An 18,684-nucleotide genomic window follows, 5' to 3' on the forward strand; every position below is an offset into this window, starting at 1 on the left:
AATATTCCGCACGGCCACGTTAAACATGCTGAACTATTCACTATAGATTTCAGACACTAACTGGCCGTGACGAAAACAAAGCTTAATGCCCCCTATTAACGTAGGCGTTCAAACACAACACTCTGATCTAAATGCTCGTGATACTGAGTGTAATCTAAGCCCACATCAAAGATATATTGGGTCACCAAGTTTCTAACACACTCTATTAATTGGCTTGCTTGCCATGGTTTTTCAAAGTAGCGGTCAATGCCTGCGGAGTTGATCGCATTAATCGTATCGGTGTGCGTCGCTTGCCCGGTAAGAAGCACTTTCCTCGTAAAGCCAAAACGACCGTCTTTTGATACATCGGTCAGCAGTTCTACTCCCGTTTTACCTGGCATCACATGATCGGAAATAATCAATGCGATCATCTCGCCTTCTGCATCAAATTCATCCATCAGTTCTAGAGCCTCACCTGCTGATTCGCAGTCTTCGACATTCAACCATTGATTTAACGGCTCTAAATCTTGTAGAACCGCGCTTAGTACCTCTCGTTGGTCATCAACGCAAATTACATTAAGCTTCTCCATGTTCACCCTCTACTGGTAACTTGATTCTAAAAATCGTTTTTTCACTGTCGCTCTTTACCACAATAGAGCCGTTATATCCGGCGATAATGCGCTTTACAATCGACAGACCTAACCCTAAACCAAACGACAAGCCCCCCTTTTTAGTGGTGAAGTTTGGCCGGAAAATTTTTCTACGTGTCGCTTCATCAATTTCTGGTCCGTTGTTAGCAATCGTGACCAAAATTTTACCCTTACTCTCCCGAGTATGTATTTCGATACCGGGTTTCTCCGTTTCACCAAGTGCATCGCACGCATTCTTTAAGATATTTACCCAAACTTGGACGAGTTCGGTTTGAGAACCAATAAAAGCAGGTAAATCCGCAGGGCTAAAACGAACACTCACTCGTCTTAAGTCACTTTGCAATAGAGCCAAGGCGCGATTGATTGAATCATTGATGTTAATCGCTTCATCCAAGTCGATATCCGTGCGCCCCAATTGTTTTACGGATCGCACAATGCCAACGGTATGTTTAGAAGCGATGCGTAAGTCATGGAGATCTCGCCCCATTTGCCAGAAACGTATCGCTTCTTCTGGTCTTTTTAGCCAATGTTCCGAAAGGAAATTATTTGGAACGGCACGTGCAAGATCACGAGCAACCTCCTTGGTTAAACCGTAGTATTTTTCGAAGTGGCGCCCCCGCTTTCTCGCTTCGCTAGAAGAGACTTTCTGCCCTTGCATTAAACCAAAATCAAAAAATTGACTCGCTTCCGGATGAACTTCTTCAAGCAGTTCCATGATAACTGTCTCTAGCCGTTCTGATTTACTGCTTACAACGCCTATCGCATTGTTCAACTCATGAGCAATACCCGCTGCAAGCTGCCCCAACGTTGTCATTTGCTCTGCGGTATGAAGCTTTTGTAGTGCTTTTTCTTTAGCCAATGCCTCTTGCATTGCGCGCCGTTGACGACGAGATAATTCGTTAACCATCACAGGCATAAATTGTGTCGTCAATGGTCCGTATGTCGCCTCTTCCACGGCGGGCGTATCGCGCTGTATCCAAGCCAATTCAACATCGGTTTGAGCAATCACTGTCGAAGAGGCAGTCCACGTACCAGAAAAGAAACTGTGTACGCCAATAAACGCACCTTGAGACGCAGAAAATACCTGGATCGGTTTCTTGTCATCTTCCGCGTAATAGCCCGCCAGCTCTCCCGAAAGCACATAGTACAAGCGATCGTTGTAGCCTGCTTGCTCAATAAGCACCGACCCGGATAAAACCGTTAATCGGCGTTCAAGGTGATTAAAGTAGCGTTGTACTAACGCGTCTAACTTCGTTTCGTACATGGGTTATCCAATATGCCCAACAGTATGTAAAATCCACACCATCACAAAACTGAGTAATACGCCAATCACGCCTAGCACGGCACCGATACGAGCCATTTGGCCGCTCTCGACATGCCCTGTTGCATGAGCTAACGCGTTTGGTGGCGTACTGATTGGTAACGACATACCGAGTGAAGCGGCAAATGTCACGACCAAGATTAGAGTAACTTCACCGCCGAGAGGCGTTAGCGAAGCCATAGAAGTACCCAGCGCAGCCATAATCGGCATCAGCAAGTTTGCGGTGGCTGTATGCGACATAAAGTTTGCCATTAACAAGCACAAGAAAGCCGCACCAAACAAGACAACATATGGCGAGAACTGATCAAACGGAATGCTGTGTACCACCAGCTTCGCAAGCCCGGTTTTATCTAGAGCAAGGCCCAGAGCAATACCGCCTGACACCAACCAAAGCACATCCCAAGAGATTTTCTTCAAGTCTTCTTTGTTGATGATGCCCGTCAATGAGAACACTGCGACCGGAATTAATGCTACTGTGTAAGAATTCATTCCATGTGCAGACCCCATCAACCAAAGAATAATCGTGCCGGCAAAGGTGACGTAAACCATTATTGCTTTGGGTGTTTTCAAAAACTTGCTTTTAATGTTCAGATCGATGGTGGTTTGTTCGGCTTTATACAAAAAGCCAATCAGAAACCAGGCTAACGCCATCATCACAATAACAAATGGCACACCAAATACCATCCATTCACCAAACGTAATTAAGTTGTCACCAACCAAATATTTTAGGGCGATGGCATTCGGTGGCGTGCCGATTGGAGTACCAATGCCACCAATGTTGGCTGCAACAGGAATACACAAGGCGAATGCAATTCGACCTGGGTCTTTAGGCCCGAAAACCGCTATCACAGGGGTTAAAATGGACAACATCATCGCTGTTGTTGCGGTGTTTGACATAAACATGGAAAAAACAGCGGTGATCAGCATCAACCCCAGCATAACGAACTTTGGCTTTTGTCCAAATGGTTTGAGTAACACTCGGGCTAAGTTGACATCTAACCTGTACTTTGTCGCCGCCATAGCCAAAAAGAAACCGCCGAGGAAGAGCATGATAATCGGACTAGCGAAGGTCGCCATTATCTCGTTGTATTGTAATAGCTCACCAAAATGTGGCTGCCCTTCTTGCAAACGAAAGAGCACAATACCTTTATTTGATACAAGCAATAGCTCTAGGACAATGATCACAACCGAAGTGGCGTAGATTGGAATTGGCTCGAATACCCAGCAAAGTGCGGCAAGCAAGAAGATTGCAATCACTCTTTGCTGGACGATAGTAATGCCATCAAATGGGAACGCAGAGAGAGGCATCAACCAAACAAGCAATGGTATCAATGTTGGAACAACGTATTTGAGATAAGGGCGCATAGTACTACTTCTCTTCCTGAGATGGTTAGCCAGACACATTTGGCGTTTGGAACGCTATTACCCGCCGCAAAACCAAAACTTTCAGACTGTTTTTAAGCCTTCAGAGACGAAATGCGGTAATGGCGTTCCAGAGAAGATTATGTACACTGTTTTCAAACAAAACGTTGGTGCGAGATCAATGAACTCGTTTTCACATTGGAAAACATTTTATATCTGTGTTCAAGCTCACTATTTAAGTTAAATATACTTTTCCATCATAAAGTTAGTTAAGGTTTCTCCCCTAACCTCAACATGTTGTCGAGACTTAACTGTGAAACCCATTTTCTCGTAAAAAGGTCGGGCGGTAATACTCACTTCAGAATACAGTCGTTTTATCCCCTGTACATTCGCCTGTGAACAAAGAAAAGACATCAAATCACGACCAACACCTTGTCCTTGGTATTCATGATGGCAAAAGAAATGATCAATCAAGCCGTCACCTTGCAAATCACAATAGCCAACGACCTGCCCTTCTATCTCCGCGACGTAGGGTTGAATATCGTCCATTTTGCGTTGCCACACATCGAGGTCAAAATCTGATGGTGCCCAAGCGGAAACTTGTGATTCCGTATAATCACGACGATTAATGATTCGCACAGTATGGTAAAAGAGTGCCCACAGTGTTGGGGCATCCTCGGTGCGATAGCAGCGTATTGAGAGCATCAATTTCCTCATTCTTATTCAATAAATACTAAGCATTAACGCAAAGTGATACTAGTGAACTCATCATTTTCAATGCCAATCACTAAAGGCTTCCCAATCTGATCACTGTTCATCAGTACGGTTGTATTCAGCTCTCGGCTTGATCTGCGTATTTTGCTTTTTCTTATGATATGAACATTCACAATATAATCGGAATACTCCTTTATGATTCCTCCGGAAAATTCTACGTGCTCACTTTCATTGTCTCGGACAACATGAAATTTTCGATTGGCTTGAATATCAGTACTGATGGAGGAGTCACCATAGTTCAGCACAACGGACGTTGGTTCGCTATCTTGATTGGCAAAACAGCCAAATGCGAACATGCTTAATGCGAGTATACTTTTTGATTTAAACATTAATTATTCTATTTCTAGTTATTTTTCTACTATTTGCATGACCAAACAGCACTTGTTCTGTGAGCGCCTATTGTGCCATAGCTGAGCGCTGACTCTAAACGCGCAAAAAGATGAGCGATGAAAATTCCGCCCAAAACAAGCAAATGCGAGACAATGTGAGGGTCCCAAACTCACTCAATCAGTCAAAGTCCACTGTAAACCTCTGTTTTTTTAATGTTTTTAATTCATGTGGCCGTGTAAGAAATACATACAACCTCTTACTTTTTCATACGCAACTAGACGAATCGTTCGAGAAATACGACATCGTCTATGCCAGATGTTACAAATCGGCTTACCTTATTATTACGTATGAACTGGAATTATGGCACTAACTTCCCTCTCTCTTTTAATAAGGAGAGGATTTCAACTATCAGACTTGCCACGTTTTTATAGCTAAAATCAATATAGCGTTACCAGCATCGGTTGGTCTAGGAGCAATAAATGAAAGACCCTCTCAACTTTACTCACCTTGTAAAAATTTGGCTCATGTCAATCGCGGTTATGCTGGGTGGATGCACTCAAGGAGATTGGCGTACCGCAAGCAGAGAACCTGCGGGTATCGCACCCGATCCTTCCAATGTCAAGCATGCTGTGATTGAGTTTTACGCCGCAGACGCGTTTGGTTGGCGAGGCTGGTTTGCCGTTCATACATGGTTTGCAATAAAGCCTGAAAATGCGAACGAATATACAGTGTATGAAGTAGTCGGCTGGAGAGTGAATCGCGGACAACCCGCTCTATATCAGTACCAAACTGGGACGCCAGATCGATATTGGTATGGTGCAAAACCAGAAAAGATCCTCTCCATACAAGGTGAAAAGGCCCGCCAGCTTATCCCTAAAATACAAAGTGTGATTAACCAATACCCTTGGGCTGAAGAATATACGCTGTTTCCAGGGCCAAATAGCAATACATTTCCGGCTTGGGTGGGTAAACAAATTCCAGAATTAGAGCTGAACTTGCCGTTTCGCGCAATTGGTAGCGGTTACGCCAGCGATTAACAGCAAAGGTTAGTCACTGGCTCGTTTTATGTTCAGCATAAAGCGCAATATCTATTGTGCGTCGTCACCCAACTCCGTTCTATTTCTTCCATTATGTTTCGCTTTATAAAGTGCATTATCGGCGTCTTTCATTACTGCTTCAATTGGTGTGTCATTGCCTTTCCAGTGAGAAACGCCCAACGAAACCGTGACCTTACCAACCACCTGGAAGTCATGTTGTTCCACGTTGTGTCTAATACGCTCTGCAACATCCATAGCGTGGTTTACGTCTGTTTTTTCCAAAAACATCATAAACTCTTCACCGCCAGAACGACACAGGTGATCATTAGAGCGAGCTTGGTCTTTCATTAACTGCGCAAACTCTCTAAGTAAATTGTCACCCACGTCATGGCCATAGTTATCGTTTACGCTCTTAAAGTGGTCAATATCTAGCGCCAAAACAGAGAACGCGGTATTTTCCTGCTTAAACAAACCAAGAACTTTATCTAATCCACGTCGATTCAATAATCCAGTCATCGAATCTGTTAATGTATCCAGTTGCAGCTTATCAATGGTTTTTGACACGATACCAAATGCTTTAAGAAAGCTAAGCTTCAAATGTGAGACCTCAAAATACCAAGACTTAACCAGTTTGAGATCATCGATAGAGGATGAATGTTCTTCGACACCTCGCACAGCACCCGCTAACTGCCAAAGTGGTCTAGAAATAAGAAGGGACAAGAACCAAATTAGCAACAAAGTTAATAAACCAATTGGAATCGACTTAAGGAAAACATTCCACATCTGTTCATCTAGCACAGATAACGTCATCGATTTCGGGCGCTGAGCAACAATTCCCCATCCTGATGACTTTACTGGTGCATAACCAGCAAGCATTTCGACGCCGCGAGAGTTAACAATTTCTTTGTTACCGCTCTGCCCCATCGTCACCGCTTTGATTACCTCATTATCGTCGATTACTTCACCAACTCTCGACTGATCTGGGTGATAAATCAGAGTGTTACTCTCATCGACAACGTAAAGGAAAGAACCATCTTTGTATGCGTGCTGGCTGAGTAACTCTGCAAGAATATTTTCTTTTTCTAGATAAATAGTGCCGCCGATATAACCTAAATATTCATTAGATTGAGAAAATATAGGGTATGAGATGGTTAACAAGTAATTTCCAGCTGGCGATATAAATGGTTCAGTAACAACCGGTGCTTGAGCGTTTAAAGACTGGCGTTTTCTTTCACCCACTAACCTTACACCTTTCACCTGAAGTGTTTCAGGGGATACAGAAATAATAACCCCTTTTGCATTAACGACAACCACAGAGTTAAATGATTTGGTTTGCGTTCTTAATCTCTCAGCCTCTTTATCAAGAAGCTGAGCGTCATGCATCTTGTCTTTTAGCACGTTCGCACTGTATTTTAGCTGCGACATTGAGCTTTCTATGAAAGAGTCTGTCATTTCAGACATTTTTTGGGCGTAAACACGGTTTGATTCTAACGTGTTATTGATGATGAGATCCCTTTGAACACGATAAATCGAGTAGAATGCGTTGATCAAAGTGACAAGCACACTGAACACACATAGGGTGACAATAAGATTTCTAAGATTGAGTTTTTCTTTTCTTCTAAAAGACATTGCCAATGGCCAACTTTGAAGGCTTTCTATATGAATGAGCGTATAGGTTATATGAAATTGATTTGATTTTCAGGTAGTAAGTTGGGATCAATGTTAATATTTGCTCACATTAAAGAACACTTTATGAGCTAAAAAGAGAATTCAGTAGCACGATAAAGAAACCGTGCTACTTTCATATTTGGCGTTTAAGAGGGTTTTGTCTCTGTCATCGTTTTTAATATATCCACAACTAGCTGATGATCATCTAACTGCGGTAAACCCGATACCGTCACAACCCCAACCAAACCAGACCCAGAAAGCCGAATTGGAAACGCGCCACCATGAGCGCAGTACTCACGAGCATCGAGATGAGGCTGATTTTCGAAATCACGTTGCTTTTGCTTGTTGTACAGAGAAAGATAGTAAGAGCTGTGGCCATACCTTAATACTGAGTTTCGCTTCCTACGGACCCAATCTACATGATCAGCGCAGGTTCCTGCCATCGCGTATTGAAATAGCGTTTGTCCAAAGCCGTAAACCTCAATAGCAACAGCCGCGCCGCGAGCTTCAGCCTCTTCTTTTAGAGCGAGGCCGATAGACCACGCAATATGGTGATTAAATTCCGCCAACTGAAGTTCATGCTCTTGCAGGGCCACGAGTTCAAGCGTCAAACTCATGGTTTCACCTGAATCGTTTTACCCGTTTTACTGCTTTCCAATGCCATCTCAATCAGAGCGATATTCTGTACTGCTTGAGCGGCAGGAACCGGGTTATCAGTGCCCAAGCGAATGGAGTCTGCCACACCAACAAAGTAAGCTTGGTACGCGCCTCTCTCCGTTTTGATAGTTTGCGCACCGTCTTCGTCGTAACGGACGCCGTATAACGCCTCATCTTCTTCCGACCAAGCATCGTTTTCCGGCAAACGGCCTTCTTTTAAGTAGCCCTCTTGAGGATCTAATCCAAACTTTTCATATTTAGCTTCCGTACCCAATACTTTGTAGCGGAGATTCGGCTCTGGGCTATACAAGTTTGAATGCAAGTGCACAATATGCTCAGGGTAATGAAGTATCAAGTTGTAATAATCAATCGTCGTCGCACCCGGGCGCATCATTCGACATTGTGCGTCTATCGCATCTGGCAAGCCAAACAACACCAATGCTTGATCGAGAAGATGAGGAGCAAGGTCGAATAAAATACCACCGCCATCTTGAGCCTGCTCTCGCCAGCGTTGACGAACTTCAGGACGGTAGCGATCAAAGTGCGACTCAAACAGCTTTATATCACCTAACTTACCTTGTTCGATAAGAGATTTAACCGTGAGAAAGTCTCCATCCCAACGTCTATTGTGAAAAACGCTCAGCACCAGACCTTTCTCTTCGGCTAATGCGATAAGTTCATTACCATCTTCTATCCGAGTAACAAACGGTTTCTCGACGATGACGTGTTTCCCATTGTTCAACGCACGCTTTGCAAGTTCGTAATGTACGTCATTTGGCGCAGTAATGATTACGAGCTCTGCATCACTATCATCGAGTAAAGTATTCGCATCAGAAAACCACTTAGCATCTGGCCAATCATTTTGAACCGCCTCCTGTTGACGAGAGCTTATCGCGCTCAGCGTTAAATTTGGTAGCGATTTAATGAAGGGTAAATGAAACGTTTTTGCTGAATATCCGTAACCAATCACAGCGGTTTTTACGGGATCGTAAGCCATTCTAAGATTCCTTATTTCGGTGACACAACAATACATTCAATATCATTGTGATCGAGGAGTTGTTGAAAATCTGATTGAGGGGGATGATCGGTAATAATGATGTCGATCTTTGACAAATCACATACGTGGTGGAAATTGTCGCTACCAATTTTTCGGGATTCACAAACGACGATGACCTGCTGAGCTTGAGCAATCATCGCTTGTTTCATTGTTGCTTCTAACAAACTATTTGTTGTCAGCCCTCGGGATGACAATGCACACACGCCAATGAACGCTTTGTTCACGTGATAATGCTGCATTTGCTGCTCTGCTTGCGCCCCTAAAACTGCTCTGGCATAAGGGTCAAAGTGTCCGCCTAAGAAATGAACGTCCATTATGTCGTTTGTTTCAGCAGCAGTCAGCACATCAATGCTGTTAGTGACGACGTTGAGCTTGTTTTCTCCACAATGCGCTTTTCCTGCATAGAGTGGGAGCAGAGACAAAATGGTGCTGGTATCAATAACAAGATGGTCGCGCTCATCCAACAACGCTGCGGCAGCTTGAGCCAGTCGATGTTTAACGTCACTCACGGGTCGACTCGCGTATGCCTCGGTATGGGAAGAGATCGGCGCAAGCATGACACCACCTCGTATTCTTTGTAACCCAGGTTGCTGACTCAACTTAACTAAGTCTCGACGAGCTGAATCTCGCGAGATACCAAAGTACTCACAAACTTCAGACAACGTTACTTTGTTTTGCTGCTCCAGCTTCGCTCTGAGTGCTACGAGTCTTTCTTCTTGTGTCATGACTTAAATTCACTTAAGTGGTTTTAAGTCATGATGCCACATATCAATCAAATAACCAACGTAGGTCAACAAAAATGGTTGGAACAGACACTGAACATAAATTGTTAGAGAAATGGTAAGCGTACTGATGATCATCATCCCCCATCACAAAAATTTCTACGTAGGGTTCATCATGATTAGTGAGCTATTGTTTCATGGCCTCTTTAAACACTTGATTCCAATCTTGTTTCATATCGACAAATAGCCAACCTTGCTCTTCACCTACTTTAAACGATTTATCTAACTTACCAACATGAGAATCTTTATCATACGCCCATTCGCGCTTGTCATCCGTGTGATGGATAATCGCAGAAAATCTTGGACCTGAACCTGCTTTCGTCCACTCTAACATCTGTAAATCACCATCAGAATTACCAAACGCCATTACCGGACGTTTGCCAATGAAGTTTTGGATCGTCACAGGCTTTACTGCTTTGTCATTGACAAAGTCTATTTCCGGCATACGTTGGATGGTAGGTTTTCCATCAACACTTTGATATTCCGCCTTTAACGTCGTTCCCACGATGTTTTGCGTTGGAATGCCGTATACTTCCGGCGCCCAAACGCGCATAAATTCAATTCCGCCTCCAGAAACGATGTAGGTCTGATAGTCGTTCGCTCTTAAATAGTCGAGCAGTTCGAGCATAGGTTGATAGACCATTTCAGTGTATGGTCTACCCGTTGTTGGATGGACAGCCGTTTTCAACCATTCCTTAACTTCTTGATGAAACTGTTCAGTAGACATTCCAGAATGGGTTGCCATAACAAGCTTCATTACACCTTCGAGTCCTTGTTTACCAATCCCCTCCATGTCACCTTTTAATGCGGAAGCAAAGGGTTCGGTTGTCTTCCAATCAGGATGCTCAGAGGCCATTTCTTTTACTCTATCGATCGCAAAAAACAACTGTAGATAAACAGGCTTTTCTGCCCAAAGTGTTCCATCATTATCAAACGTCGCGATTCGTTGGCTTTCAGGAACATAGGAATCCGAACCTTGGGTCGTTGTTTTCGTAACAAACGCCATAATAGCTTGCTTAGCGTCAGTGTTGTTCCATGACGGAAGTGGATCTTGCATATCAGCAGCAACAGCGTAACTAGACAGAGCAAAACCTGTTGCTAAGACAATCGTCTTTAACTTTATAGCCATCTTAATTCCTTATATTGAGGTGCTAGGTGCGAATCCAATCAAAAGTATAGTTCAATTGAAACAGGCGCATATTGAACTGACATATCCAACGGTCACCAAAGAGTGACACCGTCACAAAATTGGTTCACTATTTTATTGAAATAGGAACATGGAATTTACCGATTAGAGTTTAAATTCATTGGCTTCAACTGATGTAGAGGCACTTTTACGTCCCTTTTTCTGATTGAGCTCTTCAATAACATAGTCGGGAGCGACCTTCGTTAGCTCTGTTAAACAGTCATCCGTTTTAGGGTTGCCGTATCTAACATAGATGTCACACACGGCATACAATTGTTCTGGAGCACCGGATATCAAATACGCTTGCTCAAAAGCGTTGACAGACTTCTTCAAGTCTAACTCTTCTTGCAGAACACCACTTAAATACCAAAAGTAACTGTTCGTCTTTGCCATCGTCGCAGCTTTGTCTATTTCAAACGCCGCTTCTTTCTTTTTGTCTAATCTAACCAAAGCGAGAGATTTAGAATAATGCAGCGAGGCATCTTCTGAATTTAGCTTGATACCCTCGTCAAGCACGTTGATAGCTTTTTGGTCTAGCTGTTGCGCTCGGAAGTTGTCTGCATAGCTTAACCAAACTTGAGGGTTGTTTGGCTCAAGCTTAGTTAACTCTGGGTATATCAGCGCCGCTTTATCCCAATCACGATGCCAACGGTAAACGTCTGCAAGTAATAACTTGGAAACATTATCGTTCTTACTGGACAAGTGTGCTGTCAGCTCTGAAACAGGCCCCTCAAGTGACTGCTGTTGCTCCGAACTCAAATTGGCGTAATCTCGAACGAGGTTAATCGCTGCTGTAATTCGCACCATGGCGGCGTCATCACTCAATAATGGTGAAATCAAACGCCAACGGTGCTCAATCATATATGGCTGTGCTCCCACGATCGCAGCTTCGCGAATACCTGCATCTTCATCCTGCAACCCACGCGCAACTGCAACCAATGCATTTTGGCTTGGATAGTTGGCTAACTCACGTAAAGCATCAATACGTTTTTCTGAAGACAACTTTTTATTTTGCGCATCATAAGACAGCTTTTCGACTCGTTGCGCCGGTGTCATTTGAGCTTCTTGTGGAGTGACAACCGTTGTCGGCGATACCTGGTCTGGGTCTAGCAATGTTGTTTCTTGTGCCACTGCTGTTTGACTCGCAGCAATGCCGATCGAGATCACGAGTAATGATTTAGAGAGCAGCTTAATTTTTTGCATTCAATAACCTATATTCTTTCATTTCCGGGCCTGTAGCAGGCGTAGTGACTACCTTAAAACTTCGCTTCAAACACAGACTGTGTTTGAGTAGCTTGCTGGCGTAGAATCTGGTCACTGTATTTACCGTGAACCACTGGGTTACCTGTCGCTCGTAAGATGTACGCCATCGACTGATCAACATGGGTAAAAAACTTCTTCCAACCCGCGCAGAGATAATTAAGACCAGGCTCACCTTGCCTAGTACGGATAAAACGGTTTTTGGGACATTCTCCAAAACATGCAAATTGATAATCACATTGAAGGCACTGTTGGGGCAGCGTACGACTTTTAGCAAACCCAAATTTCTGCTGCTCAGAGCTATAAGCGAGCGTATCGAGCTTTTCGTGATGAATGTTTCCAACCTTATATTCTGGGTACACGTAATGATCACACGCAAACACATCACCATTAGGCTCCATTGCTAAGCCCTTCCCGCAGATTTCACCTAACGTACACAGTGGGTTTTTTCTGCCCATCCAGGTTTCGATACTGGCTTCAAAGTACTGCACAAACACGTTGCCGATATCGTGTAAAACCCATTCATTGAAAATCGCGATCAGAAAATTTCCCCATGCTTCATCCGCAACGCAAAAAGGCTCAATAACGGCATCTTTATGACCTGGGATCAACCGTTTATCTCCTTGCTTTAGTTGCTCGTTTGGCTCCCAAGTTTGAGGGGCGGTTGTTCTGAATGTTTTCTGCTCAACTATTGGAATAAACTGCATTTGAGGGGAGCGTACTTCATCTCGCAAGAATCGGTACACTTCAAGTGGGTTACGGCTGGTCAAGTTGTTAACACAAGTGAGCGTAGCAAACTTTACTTCGTGCTTATGTAATAATTCAACCGCATTCATAACTTGCCGGAATGTGCCTCTACCAGCTCGGTTTGTTCGGTAAGCGTTGTGCATCATTTCTGGGCCATCAATGCTTAAACCGACGAGAAAGTTGTTCGCCTTTAAAAACTCACACCATTCATCGTTAAGCAGTGTGCCATTAGTCTGGAGATCATTGGAGATCGTAATGCCATCGGGACGGTATTTATTCTGTAGATCAACAATTGTCTTGAAATAATCCAAACCTAGCATTGTCGGCTCACCACCCTGCCAAGAGAAAATGATTTCAGGTGTATTCTGTCCCGCTATATATTGACGGATATAGGTCTCTAGCGTCTCCTCATCCATGACTGGTGAGCAGCCTGGCTTGTACTCAAGTAAATCTTGTTTGCTTAGGTAATAACAATAGGTGCAATCGATATTGCACACTGCACCGATAGGTTTCGCCATGACATGTAATCGCTTGGATGCTTTTCCATTGAACTGCGGACCTTGAGTTATGTGCATTCATCACCTTCTTAGTTGCTAGCCTGTGCCCAACGGCGTTAAGACTAATCATTAAGTTAATCGCCTAGTGTGATGATAATGTTCAATTATTCGTGGCGCTTGTTATAGTGTGTATAACTGTTTTTCATAGACTTGCCTGATAAAATTCTTTGATCATAAATGTTGATGGAGCTCCCCTATGAAGCATTCCAAAAGTAATACTCTTTACCTTGGTGCCGCTATTTCGATTTCGCTAATTATGACTGGATGTGCAACAACACAACCTAACCCTCTTGCTCAAAAAATCGATCAAGATATGGTTCTTATTGAAGGCGGACAATTTACGATGGGCTCGGATAATCCATCAGCAAATAAATCCGAGCGCCCGGCCCGCACCGTTCGCGTGGAAGATTTCTATTTGGCAAAATTTGAGGTAACCCAAGAGTTATTCGAATCGGTTACAGGATCTTCTCTGAGCTATTTTAGAAACCCAAATACGCCCGTAAATAACATTAGCTGGCAACAAGCCAATTATTTTATAAAGAAATTGAATGAAAAAACGGGAGAGCACTATCGTTTACCCACCGAAGCAGAATGGGAGTTTGCTGCGAAAGGGGGGAATCTAAGTCAAGGATTCACTTACGCGGGGTCTGATGATATTAACGACGTTGCCTGGTATGCCAGTAACTCAAACAATAAAGCACACAAGGTAGGTCAGAAAAAACCGAATGAGCTTGGCTTATACGATATGACGGGTAATGTTGGTGAGTTTGTTATTGATGCCTTTGATGAAGGCTATTACAAATCGGCACCAAGTGATAATCCGGTAAACGCAAAAGATGAAAAAGAAAGCCTTGCACACAAGTCTGTACGAGGTGGTAGCTTTGCCTATGATGCTGACGAATCCGAAAACTATCGTCGCGATTTTGCTAGCCAGTCAGTCATCATGTCCGACATGGGGCTGAGATTAGCGAAAGACGCTGATTAAACTAAGTAAGAAAAAAAGTGGAGCGATAAAAGCTCCACTTTTGGTAATTAGCTCCTATTGACCCCAACAATAGAGGCTTTAAGCTGATCAATAGCTTGTTTAGGTGCATAGTGACTAAGCTCTTGTATGCACCTATCGAAAGCAAAAGCGACAGCACCTTTTTTATGATTTCTCGCTAGAACCTCGCATTGAGCAAACAAGTGTTGTGGATTGCCACCAACTTCAAATGCTGTATGCAACGCTTTACTGGCTTCTAGAACATCGCTTTTTTCTAAAGCTAGACCGTACACGTACCAATAATGCGCATTAGTTTCACCAACTTTTGCGGCGCGTCTAAGTAGCTTTTTCGCATCATCAGCTTTGCCTTGACGCAACAAAGAAAGACCTGCGCTGTATGGTAACGTGCTGGATTTAGGTTGAGCTTTCATCCCTTGTTGTAGCACCGTGAGCGCAGCTTCTTCTTTACCTAGGTGACGATACAAATCTGCTAGGTTAACGTAGCTATTTTCGAAATAGGGTTCGATGCTGATCGCTTGTTTATACAGCTCGGCCGCTTTGTCGATTTCACCTAAGCTGCGGTACACATTCGCCAAATTGGTTCTTCCGAAACCACGATCGGCATTAAACTCTTGAATTTCCATGTACTCTTCTAAAGGTGATTTAATGATATCTTTTTGTAAAGGGGTCATTTGTGCGTAGTTCGCTACCAGCACCGAGGCAGCTTCCGCTCTCACTGAAAGCACCGGGTCACCAAGCAATGGCTCTAGAATCCGCCACCGATCATGAAATTCATAACCAGACGAGCCTGAAATTGCCCCTAATCGAACCATTTCATTCTCATTCTTAACGGCCCTAGCCAAAGATACTGTTGTATTTTGGTCAGTGTTGCCCCCCATTCTCTCCAGGGCTGAGGCGCGAATAATGTCTTTTAAAGACGAATCCTGAGCAGAGTATGCCAACGCATTTGCTGCTCCTTGATGACCAATTGAATCCGCATAAAATGCGACAGCAAAATGTTGCTGATTACGATACTTCGAATTCGGGTACCATTCTGCTATCTGTTCATCGGCCCATTGATTGCTTTTATCTTCATGGCATGACATGCAAACATTGGGCGTTCCAATATGTTTGCTCAAATCCGGTCGTGGAATATGCCAACTGTGGTCTCTACGAGGATCGACTTGCATGTAAGTCGTTTCTGGCATGTGACAGGTCGTACATTGCGATGCTTCAGATCCAGCCTTATGAAAGGTATGCTTTTCAGGTGTATATTCATATGCAATATGGCATTGCGAACATACTGCCTCTTCTGGGATCGTTAATTCTGCCGTGTGTGGATCATGGCAATTAGTGCACGTGACCCCCTTCTCCGCCATTTCAGATTGAAGAAACGAACCATAAACATAATCTTCGTCGTAAATCTGTCCATCATGATAGTAGAGTTCAGGTGTTATAAGACTTAAGCGATATTTATCAAAAAAGGAACCTTTAACATGATCACCTGTTTCATTTAACTGGGTTCGGCGACTATGGCATTGAGCGCATGTTTGCACTTGATTGGTTGCTTCAATTGATTTCGGCTGTAACGTACTATGGCCTTCCTCAAACACCCAATCCGACACTGCTTTAGACAAATTTCGATCAAAGCCATAATGGCTGTCATGCTCAAAAGAAGTGCCAGCATTTTTGTATTTCTTGGCCAGTTCTATGTGCTGACTAGCGGGACCATGGCATGCTTCGCATCCCACATTAATCTCTGACCATGAGCTGTTGTAAGTGTTTTTGTCAGCGTCGTAATTCTTCTTTAGGTTCGTTGAATGGCAATCAGCACACATGAAGTTCCAATTTTGCCCGGTATTGGTCCAATAGAATTCATCCGTTGTTGTCGTTTCTGGATAAAGATGAAACCAACGCTGTCCCCCTTCAACTTTAGCTCTTGTGTCCCAAGCAAAAGGAATAAGCTGCACGCGGCCATCTTCAAACTCGACCATGTACTGCTGTAATGGTTCCCAGCCAAATGTATAGCTGATCTTATAGTCATGCCATTGCCCGTCAGAGCCTTGAATGTTGACCCAATATTCGCCGCCTTTTTTAAAAAAACGATTAGGCATTCCTTTGTGTGTTACAACATGGTTATCAAAATTACCACGCACAGAGGTTGTACTTGCATGCTTCATGGCCATATCGTGATGTGACCCTTTCCAGGCCGCTACCTCGTTTTGGTGGCAACCTATACAAGCTTGTGTGCCAGCATATTCCGGATTTAAGCCTGAAGGAATATTTGGTTTCTCTATTAATAACTCTTGAGAAAAAGCCATAAAACTGACAACAACGTTGACCAGCAATAAAATGCGAAACCGGCCTGCCCACTGACTCATAGATATCCTTATATTTATAATGTACAACCTAAATCAATATAGACACTAAATCACTGGTTATACAAATAATTACAAGCAATACATAACGACTTTAGTATTGCTTTAGGACCGTAAAACAAGCGAGCATCCTATTGTTTTTCATTTCCATCCCCTCTTCTACTACGCAATAAAAATAAGGCTCTTCAGTGATCTAAATCTACTTTACGAATCTCTACAAACTAACAGGACAACCCTATTTCTTCTTAATTAACAAATGGTTACTACCTAGCAATAACTTATGGTTATATCGAGTATAAGAGGATTTTTCTATATACATCATTAACTTATGCAGCAACTAAGCATAAGGCTCACTTGTGCTTATCTTTACTCTCAACAATCTGGAGTTTTTATGGCAAATCAATTGAGCAAAATCGCTGTAGGCGCAGGACTGTTAGCGGCGTCCAGTGCTGCTATGGCAGCCGACAAACCGAATATTCTGGCAATTTTTGGTGACGATATCGGCTACTGGAATATCAGCGCATACAACCAAGGTATGATGAGTTACAAAACGCCAAACATCGACCGTATCGCGAATGAAGGTGCGTTGTTCACAGATCACTACGGACAACAGTCTTGTACTGCTGGTCGCGCTGCCTTTATTACGGGTGAAGAGCCATTTCGTACGGGTTTGTTAACAATTGGTATGCCAGGATCTGACCACGGCATACCTGATTGGGCGCCAACCATTGCAGACCTGTTAAAAGAACAAGGTTACATGACGGGTCAATTTGGTAAAAACCACTTAGGTGACCAAGATAAGCACTTACCGACAAAACACGGCTTTGACGAATTCTTCGGTAACTTATATCACCTAAACGCAGAAGAAGAGCCTGAAACTTATTACTACCCTAAAGACCCAGAGTTTCGTAAAAACTATGGCCCTCGTGGTGTCATTAAGTCTTATGCCGACGGTAAGATTGAAGACACTGGCCCGATGACACGAAAACGTATGGAGCACGCAGATGAAGAGTTCCTAGAGAGCTCTTTGGCATTTATGGAAAAAGCAGTTAAGGCGGATAAACCCTTCTTTATTTGGCATAACGCCACTCGTATGCACGTTTGGACTCGCTTGCAGGAAAAATACCAAGGTAAATCAGGCGTAAGCATTTATGCCGATGGTATGCTGGAACACGATGATCATGTAGGTGTTTTACTCGACAAGCTGGATGAGCTAGGTGTTGCAGACAACACTATCGTTATCTACTCAACGGACAACGGCGCAGAAACCATGACTTGGCCAGATGGTGGCGCAACACCATTCCATGGTGAAAAAGGTACAACTTGGGAAGGCGGTATGCGTGTTCCTCAACTGGTTCGTTGGCCAGGCGTAATTAAGCCAGGAACCAAGATCAATGAAATGATGGCACACCAAGACTGGTTGCCTACATTATTGGCAGCTGCTGGCGTACCTGATGTAAAAGAAAAACTGGCAGAAGGCTACAAAGCAAATGGCAAAGAATGGCGTGTGCATTTAGATGGTTACAACTTCATGCCATACTTTGAAGGTAAGGAAGAAAAAGGCCCTCGTGAGTCGCTGCTTTACTTTACGTCTAATGGTGAATTAAACGCTGTCCGCTGGAATGACTGGAAACTTCACTTTGCAACGCTTGAAGGGAACCTAAGTAACGCAGTTCGTTTTGCTCCGAACTGGCCTAAAATCATCCACCTACGCGCTGACCCATTCGAAAAAGGCCCAAGCGAATCACAAATGTACTTGCGTTGGATGGCTGACAACATGTGGCTATTTGTACCTGTACAAGACGTTGTGGGAGAGTTCTTTAAAACACTTCCAGAATACCCAATGCAACGTGGCACAGCGATGAACCCTGCTTCACTAAACTACGACTCTCTAAAAATGCAAGAGAAGCTGCAACAACTAGACAAAGTTGAACAAGAAATCAGCAAGTTTAAGTAA

The 18,684-nt window shown here is 43.5% G+C and carries 16 protein-coding genes; 3 read left to right on the plus strand and 13 right to left on the minus strand.

Annotated features, from left to right (window positions below; genetic code table 11):
• Nucleotides 1-95: 95 nt before the first annotated feature.
• The 5 genes from IQP38_RS05540 to IQP38_RS05560 all read right to left on the minus strand — a co-directional run bounded on the left by IQP38_RS05540 (nucleotide 96) and on the right by IQP38_RS05560 (nucleotide 4,415).
• The gene (locus tag IQP38_RS05540; protein WP_005377744.1) at nucleotides 96-569 is read right to left on the minus strand and encodes a response regulator; all 474 of its coding nucleotides are present in this window, start codon (nucleotides 567-569) and stop codon (nucleotides 96-98) included.
• Complete coding sequence (locus tag IQP38_RS05545; RefSeq protein ID WP_005389108.1) at nucleotides 556-1,893, minus strand: ATP-binding protein; 1,338 nt, start codon at nucleotides 1,891-1,893, stop codon at nucleotides 556-558. Before IQP38_RS05545 ends, IQP38_RS05540 begins: the two co-directional genes overlap by 14 nt.
• Nucleotides 1,894-1,896: 3 nt before the next feature.
• On the minus strand, nucleotides 1,897-3,315 hold the full coding sequence (locus IQP38_RS05550) for an SLC13 family permease (RefSeq protein WP_017634015.1): 1,419 nt from the start codon (nucleotides 3,313-3,315) through the stop codon (nucleotides 1,897-1,899).
• 237 nt (nucleotides 3,316-3,552) lie between these two features.
• Entirely contained in the window at nucleotides 3,553-4,017 is a 465-nt protein-coding gene (locus IQP38_RS05555) for a GNAT family N-acetyltransferase (protein ID WP_137281954.1), read from the minus strand.
• 35 nt (nucleotides 4,018-4,052) lie between these two features.
• On the minus strand, nucleotides 4,053-4,415 hold the full coding sequence (locus IQP38_RS05560) for a hypothetical protein (protein WP_025766707.1): 363 nt from the start codon (nucleotides 4,413-4,415) through the stop codon (nucleotides 4,053-4,055).
• Nucleotides 4,416-4,895: 480 nt separating this feature from the next.
• Between IQP38_RS05560 and IQP38_RS05565 the strand changes: the two genes are divergently transcribed.
• Nucleotides 4,896-5,453, plus strand: coding sequence for a DUF3750 domain-containing protein (locus tag IQP38_RS05565; RefSeq protein WP_064353879.1), 558 nt, complete (start codon nucleotides 4,896-4,898; stop codon nucleotides 5,451-5,453).
• Between the two features lie 51 nt (nucleotides 5,454-5,504).
• On the opposite strand, the gene IQP38_RS05570 is transcribed toward IQP38_RS05565, so the two are convergent.
• The 7 genes from IQP38_RS05570 to IQP38_RS05600 all read right to left on the minus strand — a co-directional run bounded on the left by IQP38_RS05570 (nucleotide 5,505) and on the right by IQP38_RS05600 (nucleotide 13,385).
• Nucleotides 5,505-7,082, minus strand: coding sequence for a sensor domain-containing diguanylate cyclase (locus IQP38_RS05570; protein ID WP_137281953.1), 1,578 nt, complete (start codon nucleotides 7,080-7,082; stop codon nucleotides 5,505-5,507).
• Between the two features lie 185 nt (nucleotides 7,083-7,267).
• A complete protein-coding gene (locus IQP38_RS05575; protein ID WP_053306491.1) occupies nucleotides 7,268-7,738 on the minus strand; it encodes a heme-degrading domain-containing protein in 471 nt (156 codons plus the stop codon).
• Entirely contained in the window at nucleotides 7,735-8,775 is a 1,041-nt protein-coding gene (locus IQP38_RS05580; protein WP_137281952.1) for an oxidoreductase, read from the minus strand. Before IQP38_RS05580 ends, IQP38_RS05575 begins: the two co-directional genes overlap by 4 nt.
• Nucleotides 8,776-8,786: 11 nt before the next feature.
• Entirely contained in the window at nucleotides 8,787-9,560 is a 774-nt protein-coding gene (locus tag IQP38_RS05585; RefSeq protein WP_193837401.1) for a DeoR/GlpR family DNA-binding transcription regulator, read from the minus strand.
• A 184-nt stretch (nucleotides 9,561-9,744) separates the two neighbouring features.
• On the minus strand, nucleotides 9,745-10,746 hold the full coding sequence (locus tag IQP38_RS05590; RefSeq protein WP_193837402.1) for an HAD family hydrolase: 1,002 nt from the start codon (nucleotides 10,744-10,746) through the stop codon (nucleotides 9,745-9,747).
• A gap of 162 nt (nucleotides 10,747-10,908) precedes the next feature.
• Nucleotides 10,909-12,006 carry a hypothetical protein gene (locus IQP38_RS05595; RefSeq protein ID WP_132936628.1) on the minus strand — a complete coding sequence of 366 codons (1,098 nt, stop codon included), beginning with the start codon at nucleotides 12,004-12,006 and terminating at the stop codon, nucleotides 10,909-10,911.
• Nucleotides 12,007-12,059: 53 nt separating this feature from the next.
• On the minus strand, nucleotides 12,060-13,385 hold the full coding sequence (locus tag IQP38_RS05600; protein WP_193837403.1) for an anaerobic sulfatase maturase: 1,326 nt from the start codon (nucleotides 13,383-13,385) through the stop codon (nucleotides 12,060-12,062).
• 238 nt (nucleotides 13,386-13,623) lie between these two features.
• Here IQP38_RS05600 and IQP38_RS05605 point away from each other — a divergent pair, with 238 nt between their 5' ends.
• The gene (locus IQP38_RS05605) at nucleotides 13,624-14,352 is read left to right on the plus strand and encodes a formylglycine-generating enzyme family protein (protein WP_416222587.1); all 729 of its coding nucleotides are present in this window, start codon (nucleotides 13,624-13,626) and stop codon (nucleotides 14,350-14,352) included.
• Nucleotides 14,353-14,399: 47 nt separating this feature from the next.
• Here the strand turns inward: IQP38_RS05605 and IQP38_RS05610 are convergent, their stop codons facing one another.
• A complete protein-coding gene (locus IQP38_RS05610; protein ID WP_193837405.1) occupies nucleotides 14,400-16,730 on the minus strand; it encodes a tetratricopeptide repeat protein in 2,331 nt (776 codons plus the stop codon).
• Between the two features lie 388 nt (nucleotides 16,731-17,118).
• Here IQP38_RS05610 and IQP38_RS05615 point away from each other — a divergent pair, with 388 nt between their 5' ends.
• A complete protein-coding gene (locus IQP38_RS05615) occupies nucleotides 17,119-18,684 on the plus strand; it encodes an arylsulfatase (protein WP_005377767.1) in 1,566 nt (521 codons plus the stop codon).

Source organism: Vibrio sp. OPT41 (genome assembly GCF_015163595.1).
Classification (GTDB): Bacteria; Pseudomonadota; Gammaproteobacteria; order Enterobacterales; family Vibrionaceae; genus Vibrio; species Vibrio alginolyticus.